The organism is Streptomyces auratus (assembly GCF_050433025.1).
Taxonomy (GTDB): domain Bacteria; phylum Actinomycetota; class Actinomycetes; order Streptomycetales; family Streptomycetaceae; genus Streptomyces; species Streptomyces sioyaensis.
The window spans coordinates 1,231,398-1,248,900 of sequence record NZ_JBNGCB010000001.1; the positions used below are offsets into that span (position 1 = coordinate 1,231,398).

The 17,503-nt window shown below is 68.5% G+C and carries 17 protein-coding genes and 1 pseudogene; 10 read left to right on the forward strand and 8 right to left on the reverse strand.

Translation table 11 applies throughout. The features are described 5' to 3' along the window. The first annotated feature begins 190 nt into the window (after nucleotides 1-190). The 4 genes from BKA18_RS05140 (at nucleotide 191) to BKA18_RS05155 (ending at nucleotide 3,678) form a co-directional block, all read left to right on the forward strand. A complete protein-coding gene (locus BKA18_RS05140; protein ID WP_366045128.1) occupies nucleotides 191-874 on the forward strand; it encodes a glycerophosphodiester phosphodiesterase in 684 nt (227 codons plus the stop codon). Between the two features lie 214 nt (nucleotides 875-1,088). After that, nucleotides 1,089-1,970, forward strand: coding sequence for an ABC transporter substrate-binding protein (locus BKA18_RS05145; protein ID WP_366045129.1), 882 nt, complete (start codon nucleotides 1,089-1,091; stop codon nucleotides 1,968-1,970). Next, complete coding sequence (locus BKA18_RS05150; RefSeq protein ID WP_366045130.1) at nucleotides 1,967-2,869, forward strand: amino acid ABC transporter permease; 903 nt, start codon at nucleotides 1,967-1,969, stop codon at nucleotides 2,867-2,869. Before BKA18_RS05145 ends, BKA18_RS05150 begins: the two co-directional genes overlap by 4 nt. Further along, entirely contained in the window at nucleotides 2,866-3,678 is an 813-nt protein-coding gene (locus BKA18_RS05155; RefSeq protein WP_006607357.1) for an amino acid ABC transporter ATP-binding protein, read from the forward strand. Before BKA18_RS05150 ends, BKA18_RS05155 begins: the two co-directional genes overlap by 4 nt. Before the next feature lie 49 nt (nucleotides 3,679-3,727). On the opposite strand, the gene BKA18_RS05160 is transcribed toward BKA18_RS05155, so the two are convergent. Then, complete coding sequence (locus BKA18_RS05160; RefSeq protein ID WP_366045131.1) at nucleotides 3,728-4,261, reverse strand: GNAT family N-acetyltransferase; 534 nt, start codon at nucleotides 4,259-4,261, stop codon at nucleotides 3,728-3,730. Nucleotides 4,262-4,404: 143 nt separating this feature from the next. On the opposite strand from BKA18_RS05160, the gene BKA18_RS05165 reads away from it, so the two are divergent. Next, the gene (locus tag BKA18_RS05165; protein ID WP_366045132.1) at nucleotides 4,405-4,791 is read left to right on the forward strand and encodes a VOC family protein; all 387 of its coding nucleotides are present in this window, start codon (nucleotides 4,405-4,407) and stop codon (nucleotides 4,789-4,791) included. Nucleotides 4,792-5,358: 567 nt separating this feature from the next. Here BKA18_RS05165 and BKA18_RS05170 read toward each other — a convergent pair. Both BKA18_RS05170 and BKA18_RS05175 read right to left on the reverse strand, forming a co-directional pair. Beyond that, the gene (locus BKA18_RS05170; RefSeq protein ID WP_366045133.1) at nucleotides 5,359-6,075 is read right to left on the reverse strand and encodes a recombination directionality factor; all 717 of its coding nucleotides are present in this window, start codon (nucleotides 6,073-6,075) and stop codon (nucleotides 5,359-5,361) included. 310 nt (nucleotides 6,076-6,385) lie between these two features. Then, on the reverse strand, nucleotides 6,386-7,279 hold the full coding sequence (locus BKA18_RS05175; RefSeq protein ID WP_366045134.1) for a TRM11 family SAM-dependent methyltransferase: 894 nt from the start codon (nucleotides 7,277-7,279) through the stop codon (nucleotides 6,386-6,388). Between the two features lie 258 nt (nucleotides 7,280-7,537). Here BKA18_RS05175 and BKA18_RS05180 point away from each other — a divergent pair, with 258 nt between their 5' ends. After that, entirely contained in the window at nucleotides 7,538-7,837 is a 300-nt protein-coding gene (locus BKA18_RS05180; RefSeq protein WP_366045135.1) for a hypothetical protein, read from the forward strand. Then, on the forward strand, nucleotides 7,827-9,191 hold the full coding sequence (locus BKA18_RS05185; RefSeq protein WP_366045136.1) for a serine/threonine-protein kinase: 1,365 nt from the start codon (nucleotides 7,827-7,829) through the stop codon (nucleotides 9,189-9,191). The genes BKA18_RS05180 and BKA18_RS05185 overlap by 11 nt, the downstream gene beginning before the upstream one ends. Nucleotides 9,192-9,263: 72 nt before the next feature. Here the strand turns inward: BKA18_RS05185 and BKA18_RS05190 are convergent, their stop codons facing one another. After that, a complete protein-coding gene (locus BKA18_RS05190; protein WP_366045137.1) occupies nucleotides 9,264-10,616 on the reverse strand; it encodes an NsdA family TPR-like regulatory protein in 1,353 nt (450 codons plus the stop codon). A 25-nt stretch (nucleotides 10,617-10,641) separates the two neighbouring features. Next, nucleotides 10,642-11,100 (reverse strand): DNA-processing protein DprA, encoded by a 459-nt coding sequence (locus BKA18_RS05195; RefSeq protein ID WP_366045138.1) that lies wholly within the window; start codon nucleotides 11,098-11,100, stop codon nucleotides 10,642-10,644. A gap of 63 nt (nucleotides 11,101-11,163) precedes the next feature. On the opposite strand from BKA18_RS05195, the gene BKA18_RS05200 reads away from it, so the two are divergent. Both BKA18_RS05200 and BKA18_RS05205 read left to right on the forward strand, forming a co-directional pair. Continuing rightward, nucleotides 11,164-11,745, forward strand: coding sequence for a DUF6415 family natural product biosynthesis protein (locus BKA18_RS05200; protein WP_366045139.1), 582 nt, complete (start codon nucleotides 11,164-11,166; stop codon nucleotides 11,743-11,745). Beyond that, nucleotides 11,742-12,176: a hypothetical protein gene (locus BKA18_RS05205; protein WP_366045140.1), complete on the forward strand. Its 435-nt coding sequence runs from the start codon at nucleotides 11,742-11,744 to the stop codon at nucleotides 12,174-12,176. The genes BKA18_RS05200 and BKA18_RS05205 overlap by 4 nt, the downstream gene beginning before the upstream one ends. 131 nt (nucleotides 12,177-12,307) lie before the next feature. On the opposite strand, the pseudogene BKA18_RS05210 reads toward BKA18_RS05205, so the two are convergent. Then, nucleotides 12,308-12,841 (reverse strand): annotated as a pseudogene (locus BKA18_RS05210) (IS5 family transposase); the annotation flags it as partial. A 34-nt stretch (nucleotides 12,842-12,875) separates the two neighbouring features. Between BKA18_RS05210 and BKA18_RS05215 the strand changes: the two are divergent. After that, nucleotides 12,876-13,070 (forward strand): hypothetical protein, encoded by a 195-nt coding sequence (locus tag BKA18_RS05215; protein ID WP_366045141.1) that lies wholly within the window; start codon nucleotides 12,876-12,878, stop codon nucleotides 13,068-13,070. On the opposite strand, the gene BKA18_RS05220 is transcribed toward BKA18_RS05215, so the two are convergent. Both BKA18_RS05220 and BKA18_RS05225 read right to left on the reverse strand, forming a co-directional pair. Then, on the reverse strand, nucleotides 13,025-13,873 hold the full coding sequence (locus BKA18_RS05220; protein ID WP_366045142.1) for a hypothetical protein: 849 nt from the start codon (nucleotides 13,871-13,873) through the stop codon (nucleotides 13,025-13,027). The two genes, BKA18_RS05215 and BKA18_RS05220, sit on opposite strands and share 46 nt — an antisense overlap. Next, nucleotides 13,864-17,310 carry a WD40 repeat domain-containing protein gene (locus BKA18_RS05225; protein WP_366045143.1) on the reverse strand — a complete coding sequence of 1,149 codons (3,447 nt, stop codon included), beginning with the start codon at nucleotides 17,308-17,310 and terminating at the stop codon, nucleotides 13,864-13,866. The genes BKA18_RS05220 and BKA18_RS05225 overlap by 10 nt, the downstream gene beginning before the upstream one ends. Between the last annotated feature and the right edge of the window lie 193 nt (nucleotides 17,311-17,503).

Here is a 17,503-nt window from a genome sequence, read left to right on the forward strand (position 1 = left end):
GAGGGTGAAGCGGTCTGCGGCCGGATCTGGCGGGTACCCGTACTGGACACACCGCGGTCCGTTCGGCACCCCTTTTTTCCCCGGCCCCTCCCGTTAGGCTGTGCGCCGTTTCGTACGCCGTGGCCGACGGTCGACGGTCGACATGCTCCAGAGCCGACAGCAGCACCGAGCCGACAGAAGCGAGGCAGCCTTGTCCTTTCTCACCATCGGACACCGCGGGATGATGGGCGTCGAGCCGGAGAACACCCTGCGGTCCTTCATCCGCGCCGAGCACGAAGGCCTCGATGTCATCGAACTTGATCTGCATCTGAGCAAGGACGGCTCGCTGGTGGTGATGCACGACGCGGATGTCGACCGGACCACCGACGGCGCCGGCCCGATCTCCGAGCGCACCCTCGCCGAGCTGCGCGAACTTGATGCCGGGCAGGGCGAGCGGATCCCCGTCTTCGAGGAGGTCGTGGAGGCGGTCAAGGCACCGTTGCAGGCCGAGATCAAGGATGTGGCCGCCGCGCAGGCACTGGCCGAGGTGATGCGGGCGCGCGATCTGACCGGCCGGGTCGACGTGATCTCCTTCCACGACGAGGCGCTGGCCGCCATCCGCACCCTGCTGCCCGGCGTCCGCACCGCGCTGGTCGCCAGCCGTTACGGCGCCGATGTCGTCGACCGTGCCCAGGCCGTCGGGGCGACGATGGTGTCCCTGAACATCCGGCGGCTCACCCTGGAGCTGGTCGAGCGCGCCCACGCCGCCCATCTGAAGGTCCTGGGCTGGACGGTCAACACCCACGACCAGCTCCGGCTCGCGCGCGGGCTGGGCCTGGACGGTGTGGTGACCGATCTGCCGGAGATCCGGCGGGCGGTGCGCTTCACGGCGTGAGGCGGCCAAGCCCCCGGCGAGGAACGGGACGGGCTGCGCCGGGTGGTACGGGCCGGCTAGTACGAGCCGGGCCTCCGCCCCGTCGCGCGACCCGGTGCCCGTCGTCTGTGAGCTGCGAAATCCGCAGTTCACAGCGGTGCAACGAGCTTCCAGCATGCGGACGTTTCCCCCGGTGATCTCGACAGATGGCCTTGCGCACTGCCACTCTCCCGCCATGCGCCTCGCCAACCGCCCGCTCCGCCTTGCCACTTGCACCACCGTCGTGCTGCTCGCGGCGGCCGTCGGCTGTGCCCCACAGGACGAGTCCCCCGGTGGCCCACGGGCCGCCGGGCCGGGCACGCAGAGCTGTGACCGCGGCAAACTGCCCACCGTCGCCCGCGGCACGCTCACGATCGGCACCGACAAGCCCGCCTATGCACCGTGGTTCCACGACGACGACCCGGCGAGCGGCAAGGGCTTCGAATCGGCGGTCGCCTACGCCGTCGCCCGGCAACTGGGCTATGGCAAGGGCGCGGTGCACTGGCAGACCGTGCCGTTCAACAACGCCTTCGCGCCCGGCGAGAAGAAGTTCGACTTCGACATCAACCAGGTTTCCATCAGCGCCGCACGCAAACGGGCCGTCGCCTTCTCCTCCGGCTACTACGACGTACGGCAGGCGGTCATCGCACTGAAGGGCTCCAAGGCCGCGCACGCCAGGAGCATCGCCGATCTCCGTAAGCTCAAACTCGGCGCGCAGGTGGGCAGTACCAGCCTGGACGTCGTCCATGACACCGTCCGGCCGACGCAGCCCGCGGCCGTCTTCCAGAAGAACGACCTCGCCAAGTCCGCGCTGAAGAACGGTCAGGTCGAAGCGATCCTCACCGATCTGCCGACGGCCTTCTACATCACCTCCGCCGAGGTGAAGGACGCCGAGGTGGTCGGGCAGTTCGCGGCCACCGGCGCCGCCGAGGAGCAGTTCGGCCTGGTCCTGGACAAGGAGAGCCGGCTCACCGGCTGTGTGACGGCCGCGGTGGACGCCCTGCGCAAGAACGGCACCCTCGCCGCGCTGGAGAAGAAGTGGCTGACCGACGCGGTGTCCGTCCCGGTGCTCACATGACGTCCTCGAAAGGTGTGGTGAAGGCTTCCTCCGGGGAGGCCGGGGCAGCCGGCGCGTATGTGCCCTCGCAGCGGCGGGTCGAGCGGGAGCGCTTCAAGCGGGCCAGGGCCCGGCGTGCGATCGCCGTCGCCGCGCTGAGCACCCTGGTCACCGCCGTCGTCCTGTTCCTCGTGATCACCCGCTCCCCCGGCTGGCCGCGCACCCGGGAGACCTTCTTCAGCGCCGCGTATGCGCGCAAGGCGCTGCCGGAGGTCCTTGACGGGCTGCTGCTGAATCTGCGGCTGCTGGTGGTGTGCGGGGCGGCGGTGCTGGTGCTCGGGCTGCTGCTGGCGGTGGCCCGGACGCTGCGCGGCCCGGTGTTCTTCCCGCTGCGCGCCCTGGCCACCGCCTACACCGACTTCTTCCGCGGACTGCCGCTGATCATCTGTCTGCTGATGGTGGTCTTCGGGGTGCCGGCGCTGCGGCTCCAGGGCGTGACCACCGACCCGGTGGCGCTCGGCGGCACCGCGCTGGTGCTGACGTACTCGGCGTATGTGGCCGAGGTCTTCCGGGCCGGCATCGAATCGGTGCACCCCTCGCAGCGGGCCGCGGCCCGGTCGCTGGGGCTGAGCAGCGGGCAGACCCTGCGCTTCGTGGTGCTGCCACAGGCGGTACGGCGGGTGGTGCCGCCGCTGCTGAACGATCTGGTCTCGCTGCAGAAGGACACCGGGCTGGTCTCCATCGCGGGCGCGGTGGACGCGGTCTACGCGGCGCAGATCATCGCCGGCAAGGACTTCAACTTCACGCCGTACGTCGTGGCCGGTCTCGTCTTCGTCGCGCTGACGATCCCGATGACGCGCGGCACGGACTGGATCACGGCCCGCATGGACCGCAAGCGCGCCCAGGGAGGCCTGGTATGAGCACGACCGACGACACCCCGCGGCCGGCCGACGGGGCCGTCGGGCAAGAGGCGCCCGGTCACGGCCCGGTGCTGCGGCTGGAGTCCGTGCGCAAGACGTACGGGCGGGGCACGGTCGTGCTGCGGGATGTGGATCTTGCGGTCCCCGCGCACACCGTGACCACGCTGATCGGCGCCTCGGGGTCGGGCAAGTCCACGCTGCTGCGCTGCGCGAACCTGCTGGAGGAGATCGACGACGGCGCGATCTTCCTGGACGGCGCGGAGATCACCGATCCGAGGATCGACGCGGACTCCGTGCGCCGCCGGATCGGCGTCGTCTTCCAGGCCTACAACCTCTTCCCGCACATGACCGTGCTGGACAACATCACGCTGGCGCCCCGCCGGGTCCACGGGGTGCCGCGTGCGGAGGCCGAGGCGCGGGCGCGCGAGCTGCTGGAGCGACTCGGGCTCGGCGGGCGGGCCGGCGAGTACCCGGACCGGCTCAGCGGCGGCCAGCAGCAGCGGGTGGCGATCGTCCGCGCACTGGCCGGGCGGCCCCGGCTGCTCCTGCTGGACGAGATCACCGCGGCGCTCGACCCGGAGCTGGTCGGCGAGGTGCTCGGCGTCGTCCGCGATCTGAAGGAGGAGGGGATGACGATGGTCATCGCCACCCATGAGATGGGCTTTGCGCGGGAGGTCGCCGACCAGGTGTGCTTCCTGGACGGCGGGGTGGTGGTGGAACGCGGCACGCCCGAGCAGGTCTTCGGGGACCCGCAGCACGACCGCACCCGGCAGTTCCTGCGGCGGATCATCCAGGCGGGACGGTTGTGAGCGCCGGCCGGGACCGTCCGGCCGCACGCGCCGCCGGGCCCGGCGTGCCCTAGTCGAGCGACTTGATCAGCAGCTCGAACTCCAGGTCGGGGCGCTGCGGGATGCCGAACCGCTCATCGCCGTACGGGAACGGGGTGAGCTGCCCGGTGCGCCGGTAGCCGCGGCGCTCGTACCAGGCGATCAGCTCGTCGCGCTGCCGGATGACCGTCATCCGCATCTCGCGGGCACCCCAGGTCTCCCGGGCGGTCCGCTCGGCCTCCGCGATGATCACCTTGCCGAGGCCGCCGCCCTGGAGCTCCGGGCGCACCGCGAACATCCCGAAGTACGCGTGGTCCCCGCGGTGTTCGAGCTGGCAGCAGGCGATCAGTTCGCCGTCCCGCTCGGCGATCAGCAGCCGGCCGTCCGCTTTGCGCACCACGGCACGCACGCCGTCCGGGTCGGTGCGCTGCCCCGCCAGCAGGTCCGCCTCCGTCGTCCAGCCGGCCCGGCTCGCGTCGCCGCGGTACGCCGACTCGATCAGCTCGACGAGCCCGGGGACATCGGCGTCGAGGGCGGTACGGAAGGTCAGCTCGCTGGTGGGCATGGTGCGCGGAGTCCTCTCAGGGCGGCACGAATGACTGCATGGAGGCTAACAAGCGGTATGCCTGCCGTGTCAGGGCCTTTCGCCATGGTCTTACGGCGATGGGAGCGGGCCGCGCCCCACCGCAGGCCGTAGGGTCCTGGGGCATGGTGCACGTACTGAGCAGCAGGGTGCTGTTGCGGCCGTCCGACCCCGAGCGGTCGCGGGCGTTCTACGGCGAGGCGCTGGGGCTGGAGATCTACCGGGAATTCGGCACGGGGCCCGAACGCGGCACGGTCTACTTCCTGGGCGGTGGCTTCCTGGAGGTCTCCGGCCGCGCCGCGGATCCGGCCACGGACACCCTCCAGTTGTGGCTCCAGGTGGCGGACGTGGCCGCCGCACACGAAGAACTGCGGGCCCATGGCGTCGAGGTGCTGCGGCCGCCCGTGCAGGAGCCGTGGGGCCTCATCGAGATGTGGGTCGCCGACCCGGACGGTCACAAAGTTGTAATCGTGGAAATCCCAGCGGACCATCCACTCCGATACCGACCCTGACGAAAGCACAGCCTAACGGGACCGGGGGGCCACTTTCCATAGCCTCTTCGAAGTCGCCGCCCTTGCCGGGGATACTGCGCACCCCCACAGCCAATCGTACGCGAACAGAGTTACTCTCCACGCAGAGCTGCTCAATCACGAGCTCACTTCCTCGGCAAGGACCGTGAAGCTGACGCGCCAGGGACAGCATCTGTGTGCCGCGCAGCTCCTCGAAATTCCACCGAGGTACGGATTCCGTGTCGGCGTCGGCTGAATCGGTCGCTATCGAGATTCCGTTTCATCCGACGCCGACACGGAATGCGTACCTCTGCCTGCCTCGGAAGATGTACGCAGATCCCGCACCAGCACCTACTCGCCGTCTGTGTACAGGCGGAGGCAAGTCCGATCTCACCGATGAGGAACGCCCTCTCAACCTCAGGAAGAGGGCTGATAAGCCGGTGCTCGCCCGCAGCGATCACCACACAGCGTGTCCCCGGGCTCCCCTTGTCGACGAGCGGCGTCGCCTATCACGGCGTACCCGTGTTACACCTCCTCGGCCCTTGAAAGCCCCCCACAGCACATTCAATGCTAACCAGGCCCCAGGAACCGCACCACGGGGTAGCTGAAGTGGCTGCCCTTGCCGGAAGTCTTTGCACTCTCCAAGGTCAATCGCGCGCGAACAGGGCGCCCCTCTGCGCGAAGCTGCTCGATCAGGAAATGCAAGCCCTCGACAAGGGACCATGCTGCCGACACCAATTGAAACTGTCCCACGTCCGGGAGTTCGGTCAACCGAAACCCGAGCAAGATACTTGGTCGCAGCCCTTGCCCCACCCGAGCCAAAAGGGTGTGCCGTGACAATGCCGCCCCTTCTCTCACTAGCGGGAACCAACCTTCTCCTTCTGTTGAAGTGGCGAGAGCGACACTATCCGAGCCGTAAATTCTCATTCGAGTTTCAATCGCGGCCAACCGATCTACGACCACGTCTACAGAAGCGGCGGTGGTAGTGACCTCAACCATGTCGCCGCCCTCTTGACCGCACCGTTTCAGCTTGCCGCCGAAGCATGCGGCGATACAACGGGCGACATTCATGTCACTTGTCGTCACTCGCCATGTGTCCAGCGCAACCGGACGCCCGGCACACACAGTTCCAGCCCTGAATCGCCCCACAGACACTGCCGATGGCCGAATCCCCTTGAGCGGCGATTGCCCAGCCTCCGTGCAGCTGGTCCCAGCCGCGTGAGGCATGCGCGGGAGGCTCAATTCTTCCTCAACCGCCTCTTGCTGCACCCACGGCCGAGTTGTCATCTACCCGGTCCAATCGCCTCAAACCGGCATTGAACAAGGCGGTGATACCCCTCAACGATGTCGATCCCCGTATAGGTCCTGCCGAGTTGAAGCACAGCGACTCCTGAGGGCGCCGGCAGCGCTTCGATGCGTTCCTCGACGGTCTGCCCCGACTGCCCTGAAGGGCCTTCATCGTCACGGGCCTGCCAGTACGGAGGGGACGTGACGATGCAGTTGATGGGCCCCGCATCCACGGTGCTCAGCGCCCGTCGGGCATCGCCGAGCAGTAGTGTGCTGCGGTCATTTTGGAGCCACGGTGGGCGGCTCGTTGTCACGTCCCGCTCCCATGTGCGGTGTCCGACCATGACTGATCGGGAAGCGACTTCCCGATCTTGGTGAAGACCAGGACGTCCTCATGCTGGACGACCGAGAGGGGGACGCCCTGTCGACGGGCGTCGCGGACGTTCTTCATCTGGAAGAACGAGGGGCGGGTGACGAGGCGGCCGTTGCGAATTCCGGCAAGGAGGGCGACGCACCGTTCGGTGGGGGTAAGTCCTGCGGCTCGGCCTGCGGCGAGGACGGCTGAGGGCAGGTCGATGAGTTCGCCGCGTACTCGCCACGGGCGCGTGGTGACGACGGCCGTGCCGCCGGGGCGCAACATAGTGCGGCACTGGGCGAGGATCTCGGTGAACGCCTCAAGGAGGTGGGTGGTGGAGACGTGGGCGAGGTTGTCGCGATCGTGGCCGTAGCGGAAGTTCTTCTTGACGACGCCGAGTTCGCCGGTGTCCCGGGTGGAGCGGACCTGTCCGTGGACGCTTGGGCCGTAGGGGGGTGAGGTGAGCACGAGATTTGCCTCGCCGTGGAGCGTGGCGGGGATGAACTCGGTGAGCCGGCGGGCGTCGCCGCAGTGGACGGCGCCGGTGGCTTTTCCTCCTGTTTCCTCGGCGAGGCTGGTGTTGCGGGAGGCCAGGTCGGCCCACTTGGGTTCGTATTCGATGCCGAGGGCGTTGCGGCCGAGGTGGAGGGCTTCAACGAGGGTGGTGCCGATGCCGCACATCGGGTCGAGGACCAGGTCGCCGGGCTTGGTGTACGTGGCGATGGCGTGGGCGGCGACGCCGGGGTGCATCTTGGCGGGGTGGGCCGCCGACCCAGGGGTATAGCGACCCTTTCGTTGAGCGGGTGCGGAGGTGGGGGCGGTGTTCCACACCGAGTCGTAACAGGGCACGGGAACTCCTCGGGGGCTCAGGGGTGGTGGATCGGTGTGAGGACGATCAGGTCGCTGTGGATGACACCGGGGTCGGCGTCGGCGGGCGGCGTGGGGATGAGCTGGTCGGCGCTGGGGTGCGCGTGGGCGACGATGGGTACTGTTGCCCCGCCCCCGCCGGGCGAGGAGCCCTATCGAGTACCGAGGCGTCGCCCGCGGCGCCCGAACGCCGTTCGCGCTCTGGTTGAGCACCGGCGCATTCCCGACGGCACCCGCCTGGTGTATCGCCCCAGTGCCGCGGAGGAACGCGCACTCGGACCGTGGCTGAGCGCGGAACCCAGCCGCTACCTGGCCACCTGGATCAATGACCCCCGCCGTCCACTGATGTGGGAAGTCGACCACGAGTGCTACGCGCCCAGCGGCCTGGTACTCCGCATCTGGGAGGAAGCCGACTGGACCGCGGCACCCTCGGCCGTGCAGGGCACGCGCTGCTGGCTCGTGCCCGGTGAAGGAACCCTGGCGGAACTCGCACAAAGCCTGCCCCTGCCGGCCGAGGGCGACGGTGACAGTGGCCGTTGACGCACGGGTCATCGATGACCGCTACGAACTGCGCACCCTCCTTGGACAGGGAGCCATGGGCCAGGTCTGGCACAGCTGGGACCGGGCACTGCGCCGGTCCGTGGCGGTCAAGACCATCCACCCCAGTCGCGTGACCGCCCCATCCCACAGCGGCCAGCCAAACGACGTCTATGAGCGGTTCTGTCGCGAAGCCCAACTCGTGGCCCGCTTCACGCATGCGGGCATTCCTGTCCTCTTCGACGTCCAGCTCGGTTCCGGCCCCGACCGCCCCTACATGGTCATGGAACTCGTGCTCGGCGAAGACCTGGAACAGGTCCTGCACCGCATGGGCCGACTGTCGATACCCCAGGCCGTGACGGTCGCAGCACAGCTGTGCGGCATCCTCGAGCACACTCACGCCGACCCTGTCATCCACCGCGACCTCAAACCGGGCAACATCATGCTGACCGGCGACTGGAAGGTGAAACTCCTCGACTTCGGCGTGGCCGCCGTTTTCGGCACCGCCTACCCTCGCCTGACCACCGGCAGGCAAGTGCTAGGCACCCTCGAATACATGGCACCCGAGCAATTCGAAGAGGCCCCCGCCATCAGCCCACGCAGCGACCTGTATGCCCTTGCGTGCCTGCTGTACGAAATGCTCACCGGGCAACCGCCGTTCACCGGCGATCCACCTGCCGTCATGTACGGTCACCGCCACCGCACCCCCGACCCACCCACACTCCTGCGACCCGACATCGACCCTGCACTGGAGGCCCTCATCCTGCAGGCTCTGGCCAAGCAGCCTGCAGGACGTCCCGAATCCGCACGGGCCATGCTCGAACGCCTCGCTCCCTTCGACACATCCCCCGCGCAGCCCACTGCGGCTACTTGCGCCGACACCGTTGCCCACTCGGTGTTCCCGATCCCGCCCCACGCCGACGACCCGCTGCCCGCGCCGGTGCGGATGGTGCAAGCCCTGGCACTATGCGATGAAGGACACTTCAGCCAGGCGCTGGCGCAGTACACCGCGCTCGCCGAAGAACTGGTCCAGGCAGGACCTGACGCGAGGGAGGACGTGGTGGAGTGCCGGGCAAAAGTCGCCTACTGCCACATGCAGCTCGGCAACCACCCCGTGGCCTTGGGAGCCTTCCGGGGCCTGATCGAAGAGCTCCAAACGCAGCGAACAACTGAAGACGCCCTCCTTCTGGAGGTCAGGCGCCACCACGCTCTGCTGCTAGCAGCTTCCGGAGACGTCCGCTCCGCGGTCGAACAGCTGGCTCAGCTGTATCCCGTCTTGGCCCGCCTGATGGGTAAGGACGCCTCTGCGACCGTCGAGGTACGTGCCGCTTTGAACCGCATTCGACAGCGAGGCTGAGTGGCTGCCGAGCAGCGGTCGGACCATGAGGCCCGCGATGAGAGACAGGCGACGTTCTCCTACTGCCACAACCTACGCCCCCAAGGAATCGATCATGTGATCGTCGAGGTCGGCAACCCAGTCCTCCCGGCGCCACGGCCGCAGCTCGTGGCGGGCACGCCGTAGCCGGATCGTCGCTACTCGACCGCCGGTTGCCGACGCGGCGTCGGCACACTCGTGCAGCAGTGCGGCCGCCGCCTGCGGGTCGCCAAGCCGCAGCCTGGCCAATGCCTGGTCAGACGTCACGATGGCTCGCTGTACTTGTTCACGGGGTCGCGTGAGGGCCGCCGCGGACCGCGCGAACTCATCGTGTGCGGCGGCTGCGTCGCCCACGTACAACGACGTCACGCCCTCGAACCCGCGCAGGTGTGCGGCCGAGAAAGACGACACCGACGGATCACCGGAGTGGTCACCGTCGAGGTCGTACCAGGAGAGGGAGAGTGCCGCCCGAGCCTGCCGCTCAGCGTGCTCCCGTCCCGCCCGCGCGGTGATCTCTGCCTGGAGCGCATGGGCGCGGGCGCGAACGATGGTGCTGTCGCCGGCGCGAGCGTCGCGTACTGCGGCATCGACGAGCCGTCGAGCAGATTCCAGACCGGGCGTCGAATACAGGGTGACCAGAGCGTGGCTCATGTGCACCATGGCACGGCGCCACGGCATCCCGATCTTCCCGGCCGCTTCCGTGGCGGCGGTGTACAGGCTGTGCGAAGCGGCGTCGTCTCGTGTTTCGAAGGCGAGTCGGCCGGCAAGCGTGTAGGCCTGCGCGGCGACGGTCCACAAGCCCGGCATCAGCGGCGCGGGAACAGTATCGGCGAGCAGTAATCGCCGGCACGATTCGACGACGGGCGCGAGGAGGAGTTGCAACCGTACGAACGGCAGACTGCCGACCTCACGGTTCACGTCACTGACCCCGGTGCTCATCACATCGAGCAGTGCCTCGTCCGCCCGCCCCGGATCTGCGAGCGCTGTGGCCAGGGTAGTGCGCGCCTGCGGGCCGAGCAGAGCGAGCAGATCCAGGCTGTCGTCCGTCGAGGTTCGCACCAGGAGGCGGCGAAGTTCGTCAACGGCCTGCTCGCTCTCGCCGAGGTGTCTTAGGGCATCGAGCAGTTCGGCGAAATCCGAGCCGGTACCGAGGGCCGTCTCGGAATCGGGGCGTCGGGCGTAGAGGTGGGCGAGCAGCAGCTGGTACCGCTCGCTGGGCAAGATCGGCTTGGCGCTCTCCCAGCGGGCGACGGTCCGCTGAACGCTGGCGAGGCTGCTGTCGAGGGGTTGCCCAAGGCGGGCGGCCACATCGACCAAGGCGCGGGCGGTGTCGGCCAGGGACATGCCCCGGCTGCGGCGCAGCTGCTTCAGTGTGGCCGCACCGAGATGGCGATCGTGCTCGCTCATGTCCCCATCATGCCCGCGCTGTACGTCACACGGGGACGATCAGGCGAGGCTTCCCGCCCTCCGCGGCGTGATTGATCGTCTGCCATGTGCCGGACGTACTGGCGCCCCCGTCAAGAGGAAACCCGATCACCATGTCGGAGCGGTCGACCATGTACCGGTTGCGTGCGTAGTAGGCAGGCGTCCGCAACTCGGAAGCCCGAAGTTCGATGACGTCCGCGATCCGCCCTCGGCACCGGCTGATCGTCTCTTGTGCGTCGGTCGGCTGCTGGTCGACAGTCCCCGGGACGACGACCGTGATCGACGACTGTGAATGGCCGGCCAGCCACAGCAACGACAGCGAGTCGATCCCCTTCGCTCCACCGATATGAAAGTGGGTGTCGTCGCACGCGAACGGCCCGATGTAGCGGGCGAAAAGGTCGGTGTACCAGGTGACTTCGTGGTGCTCGGTTGACCGGGTTCCGGTAATGGCAATGCTCAGAGTCATGATCAAGTCCGTGTCATAGATTGTCAGATCCCCTGGCCACTCGCGCCACAGTGCACTGGCACCATGAACCCGAGAAACGACTCGGTCGCCATTCTGGCCGAGCACCTCCGAGCGAACGGGCTCGAAGTCGTCTGGACCGACGCGGCCGCCGTCGCCGCTTCACGTTTGCTGAACTCAGCAGTCCGCGAGGACGTCACCGTCGACAATGGCCGTTACGTCACCGCCTACGACTACGAGGTCGGTCAGTGCGGCGACGAGCGGGCGACGGCCCACCGCGTCGCCTTCCCCGTAGGAGCTGGAACTGGGCGTGAAGTGCCACCGGTCGATGTGGAAACGATCAGCGCGACCATCGGACGGGCACTGTGTCTCGGCTCCGGCCGGACGGACTCGGGCGTACTGACAGAGCTGGAAGAGGAATTGCGGGGGCACGTCTCGCTCCTCCTCTCTGAGGCCCGTAAACCGGTCCGGCAGCTGTGGCCCAGCAGTATCGACGTACACCGGCTGAAGGCCCGGCTCGACGCAATCGAGCGACGGACCCAGCAAGGCCTCGGGCAGGGACCACTCTCCGCCCGTGTCCAGGTGAACCAGCTTGCGCGCGATTGCCAGTACCTGCTGGCGCGGCACACCGCGGAGGCCCTGCGATGACAGCCACGAATCCCTCGGCCCTCGTATACGGCCGGTCCGCCGGCCAGGCCCAACGCACGCTCGCCATGCGCCCGGCAGCTTGCCGCCACTACGCCCATCACGCGGGCTGGGCCCACGCTGGCCGCTGGTGTGATCTCGGCGACCACGCGCTGAGCACTCACCGACCACAGCTGGCCGCACTGCTGACTGCAATGCGGGCCGCTGCGGACCGTCGCGAGGTGCTCTGCCTGGTGCACACTTGGGAGAGGCTGGCGACCGATGCCACGCACCGCCTGCTGCTCCAGCAGCGCGTCATCGAAGCCAGCGGCCGAACAGTCACCACGTTCGGCGAATCCGACCGTCCCTCCGGCGCCGTTCTGGACAGTAGGTCCCCGTTGCCTCCTCGCCAGGAGCTGACGACCACGTGTGACGCGATCAAGGGCGCACGATGAACGGCGGTCAGCGTCCACAAGTGGGCGATGAGGTCGAGTACGCCACTGGCCGCCGTGCGATCGTCACGGACGTCAGGAAGGGCATCCCCTACCTGCGAGTGGCGGGACGTCGGGAGTGGCCAGCTGAGGATCCGGACTCGCTGAGCGTGATTAGGACGCGGGTGCAGCGGATCGCGGACGGTGACCTGTGGTGAGTCGTTGACGTTGCCGGCGGTGAGGGTGAAGGCCAGGGGGGCGGCCGTGTCCGTCGCAGGCGAGGTGGATCTTGGTGGTCAGTCCGCCGCGGGATCTGCCGATGGCCTCGCCCGGCCAGTCCTGCCCCTTTTTCGGGCTCCGGCCGCGTGCTGATGAGCCCGCACGGTCGTGGAGTCGATGCACACCAAGGACCAGTCGACTGTGCCGACGGCGTCGGAATGCTGCTGGACGTGGGCCAGCACGCGGTCCCAGGTGCCGTCGGCCGACCAGCGACGGAAGCGTTCGTAGACCGTCTTCCACGGTCCGTAGCGTTCGGGCAGGTCCCGCCAGGCGGCCCCGGTGGACAACTTCCACAGGACCCCGTTGACCACCTGGCGACGGTCCCGCACCCGCCGGCCCATCCGCGACGGCGCAAACAACGGCTCGATCACCGTCCACGACTCATCAGTCAGCTCATGTCGACGCACCACGAACAGACCAACGAACCAAAGACTTTGCCACGGGGTGCCAGGCGATCTCCTGCTCGGACGGGGCGACGAACGCAACGTCACCTCGGGTCAAGGCATCGTCCGCGAACTCCTGCGCTTCGTACGACTGAGCCACGACGGCGACCCGGCGTACACCCTCACCTGGCCGGACCAGCCGCCGGTGACTCAGCGCAGCGGCAGGTACGGTTTCACGGCGTCGGCGACGGCCTGAGTGCGCAGGTACTTCTCCACGCCGTGGTAGGCGAACACGCCAATGAGCTCGGGGAGATCGAGGTCCACTCCCGCGAAGTACCGGCTCAGCGGCCGCAGCACCGCGATGGGATCGCCTCGGTCTGCCACGTTCACCCAGTGGGCAACCCCCGGCGGGCGGGCGCCCTTGTCCGCGATCGGTGCGGGCTGGAGCCGGTGGAAGACGCCGTGCGGGAGGGCGAGCGGTGAGCCCAGGGTGATGAGGAGATCGACGCTCAGCTCGGGATGGGCATGCAGGGCCTCGTAAGTCACCACCGTGCCGAGGGAATGGGCGATGACCACCCGCGGCCGGTGCGCGGCGATCACGGAGGCGACCTCCTCGCGGGCCGCGTGGCGGGCCGGGGCATCCGGCACTCGTATGTACGCGGCGACTTCGCGCAGCAGGGCGCGGCTGAAGATCCGCAGGCGAGGCCCGTCCAGGTCGAAGCGCTTTGCCAGCATCTCCACGGCATGCCGCACCGGCACGGTCAGGCGTCCCTGCACGGTGGCCTCGGGCAGGTCCAGGGATTCCAGCCAGTGTCCCGCCAGTTCGGTCTCGGCCGGGGTGAGGTTGTCCAGGCCGTCGTACATGCCTTGGGCGACCGGCAGGTCCCGCCACAGGTGGTGGGCGTAGTAGGCGAACGCCACGTCGCCGTCGTCGAGTGGGCTGCCGAGACCTGTGGCGAGGTGTTCGGCCCACAGTGTGGCCTTCTGAGCCGCGACGTCTTCAGGGGCGTGGCCGGGATAGTGGTTCCTGATGCCGTGAACACCGACGATCAAGGACATGAAGGTGCCTCCGGTAAGTCGTCGCTTCGAACGGTCTGGGTAGTCCAAGGAGCCATCGGCCGGAGATGGGGCGGGAGTTCCAGAGCGAGGACGGTATCGGCCAGGGAGACGACGACGGTGCCGTCCGTGGCCACCGCGAGCGCCGTCGGCATCTCCGGCAGGTACAGAACCTCCACTTCGGTTCCGGACGTCAGGTCCCAGACGCGGAGTGTGCGGTCGCCTCCTCCGGAGATCAGATGCGGACGGTCGCGCATCGACGCGAGCGCCACGCACCACACGGGACGCTCGTGTCTTGTCAGCACGCGCGTCTCCTTGCCCTCCTCCAGGTCCCAGACGCGCACCGCACCATCCTGCCCGCCTGTGACCGCATGCTCACGGCCACCCAGCGATGCGAAGGCCACACACATCACCGCACGCTCGTGTCCTGCCAGCACGCGCGTCTCCGTGCCCTCCTCCAGGTCCCAGACGCGCACCGCACCGTCCTGCCCGCCGGTGACTGCATGAGGACGGCCGCCCAGTGACCCGGCCGCCACACAGGACAGCGGGGCCCCTGTGTCGAGGAGCGGCTCGCCGAGCTGCGGCTCCCCGGACGGGTCCCAGAGCACCAGCGATCCGAATGCGTCGAGTTTCCAGGTCCGCCGATAGCCGCACAGGACCACCATCGGCCGGTCCCGTACGGCGGTCGCGGCCACTGCGACGAACACATGCCTGGTCTCCGTCCTCGCTGTCGGAGTACGGTTCACCGGCAGGTCCCAGACGTTGAGACGTGATTTGCTGACACCCGACCTGTCGTTGTGGTGAACGGAGACGACAAGACCGTCCAGGACGGTGCAGGTGGCGCTCCAGTCCTCGTCCAGGTTCCAGCGGCCGGCCCCACGGGCGACGACCCTGCCCTCTCGCAAGTCCCAGACACGGACCACGCCGTCATCGGATGCCGTGACGACGTGAGGCAGTCCGCCCAGGCTGACCGGAGCAAGCCCCGTGACCTTGGAAATCTCCTTGCTGACGCTTTGCCCCGAGTCACCCCACGTAGACAAGGGCACTGCTTCCTGCCTCGCGTCGTGTCGCGGCGCGCGCCCGACCCGGCGGGCATGCCAGGAACCGCTGCCGGTGAGGGTCAGGGATACCTCCTGCTCGCCCTTCTTGGCCGCTGCCACGTGGAGGATCTGCCGGCGACGGGAGGGCTCCAACAGGTCGCGGTGGACGTCGGCGGTCTCGACGTACAGGCGGGCGAGCGGTGTGAGGCGGTGGGAGTACCGCAGCCATTTCGGCAGCCAGTGCGGGCCGTCGAGTCGCAGCAGGAGGGGTTCCAGGATCCCGGCCTCGGCGTGGACGACGAACTCCGTGTCCGTGAGGAGTTCGTCCAGCTTCCCGGCTTCGGCCGCGTGGTGTGCCGCGTGGCGCCGCAGGTACGGCTCGGCCGATGCCCAGCGGCGGGGAGTGCCGACCACCGTGAGCAGGTGCGTCCACACCGCTCCCGTGCCGCCGCTCGACTGGGAACGGAGTGCGTCGGCGAGGCCCTGGTGGAAGAGGCGGTACAACGCCTTGCCCTCGCGGTCCATGTCGCGGCGCAGAAAGAAGCGTGCCGCGTCCAACGCCTGCCGGATCTGCTCGCTCCGCGGTGTGCCGTCCCGGAAAGCCGCGGCGGTGGCCGTCACTACCTCTTCCGGCATGCCGGCGCCCTGGGCGAACGCCAGGGCGGAGAGAACGGCGGGCAGCCACGGAACGTCGGGATGCTGCTCCCGATGCAGGTCGACGACCTGTTGCACATTGCGTGGCACGCCCTCACAGATCTCTTCCACCTTGGCCAGGTCGTCCGGTACGGGCCGGTCCAGCACATACCGCGCGTACAAGGCGGCCACCAGGAACTCGCCGTACTCCGGCACTCTGCGTCGCACCAGGTTTCGAGCAATGCCATCCGCGACCAGGCGGGCGGTTTCCCCGTGCTCGCTCCTCGCGTAGGGCCCCTGGACGGTCAGCACGTCGTACAGGTACGTGCGCAGTTCGTCGTCCAGGCGGCTCCGGGGCACTTTGTCGAGGTCCACACGGCCCTGGCCGACGCGGGAAAACAGGGACTTGAAACGACGCCCGGAGCGGACGCCGATCAGCATCCGGCAGGCTCCGTCGAGCTGCAGCAGCGCCTCGGTCAGTTCCTCTGGGTGCTCTGCCTCGTCCAGCGCGTCCAGGACCAGCACCCGCGGCCGGGGGAGGTCACGCAAAGCGCCAGCCACATCGTCCACTTTGGGGGTCTTCCCGAGATTCCACTGGCGGCCCAGTGCGGCCATCACCTCGGACACGGAGCGCCCGCGCGCGTGCACGACAGCCAGATTCCGGACCGCGAGGGGCGGGTCCTTGAGCAGTCCCAGCCACAGCCCCTGTGTCTTGTCCCTCAGGTCCGGGTGCGCCGCGCAGACCAACGCCCCGAGCAGCGCGGACTTGCCGACCCCGGGCCTGCCGGTCACCACCAGCACATCTTGGCCCTCACCCCGTAACCAGGCCGACAGGAACCGTACTTCGTCGTTTCTGCCCCGGAAGAAGCCGTGGTCGCTCTTCCGTAACACCGCCTCCGTACCGGACGCGCGGCCCGTGAAGTGGGTCGCGTCCGCAATCTCGTCGAGCAGAGCCGCGACCGTACGGTCCACGGAGGCGCCTGCACCGGACCGCGAAGGGTTCCGTTCATACGCCGGGTTCGGAAAGAACGTTAGATGAGCGAGGTCGGCGGCGCGGTCCAGGGCAGCCAAGGGCGTGGTGACTTTCTGCGGATACCCGTCGACCGCGTACTGCTGCACGAGATCGACGACCTGTCGGCAGAACAGGGAAAGCGGAGCGTAGGGAAGGGAGGGGTGCACGTCGGCCTGCCCGTCCGCGATTCGCCTGAGCACCTCGGTGACGGCCCGGGTCAGGCGACCGTCGTAGGTCTCCTCGCCGATCCCGCCGGCGGCGATGACCCAGGCCCGGCGCTGAGCGGGGTCCACGTCGTTCTGCCACTCCAGCCGGGCCACCCGTCCGGCGAAGCACAGGTCTAGCAGGAATAGCACCTGCGGCGCGTCCTCGGCCGGTTCCGCGTCCTCGACCCGTTTGATCCAGTGCTCGATGTCATGGACCGTGCGCTGCCCGTCCCCACCGACCATGTACAGGCCGCCGCTGTTGGCGCCCGTGGCGCCGTGCGCCAGGACGTGCACCACCACGAACCCCGGGCCGGCGGACAGCACCAAATCGATGGCCCTCTCCAGGGCCTCCGCCGAGCCGGCGGGGTCCGGGTCGGCGGCATGCGGCCGGTAGCGGAGGTCGTCCAGGACGGTGCGGAGCTCCTCGGCGTATCCGGGGGCGTACGTCATCGGTAGCAGCCCGGAGTCGGACTCGTCGCGCGGATCCGGTCGAGGGCCTTCGACCCCCACCACCAGCGCCCGGTGGCCCGGCAGGCGCTGCTCGTCCATGTCCCTGGCTCCCTCCCCTGGCCGCAGGAGAAGCACTTTAGACGGAGCATCGGGTCGTATCCTGCGCTTCCGGCAAAATGCCCGCACGCGGCCACACTTCGCCGGTACCTGCCTGATCACCGACTGCAAGGATTGGCCACCTGCGGCGGCGGACCTCACGCAGGTAGACCTCCACAAGGTTCTGCCCCCACAG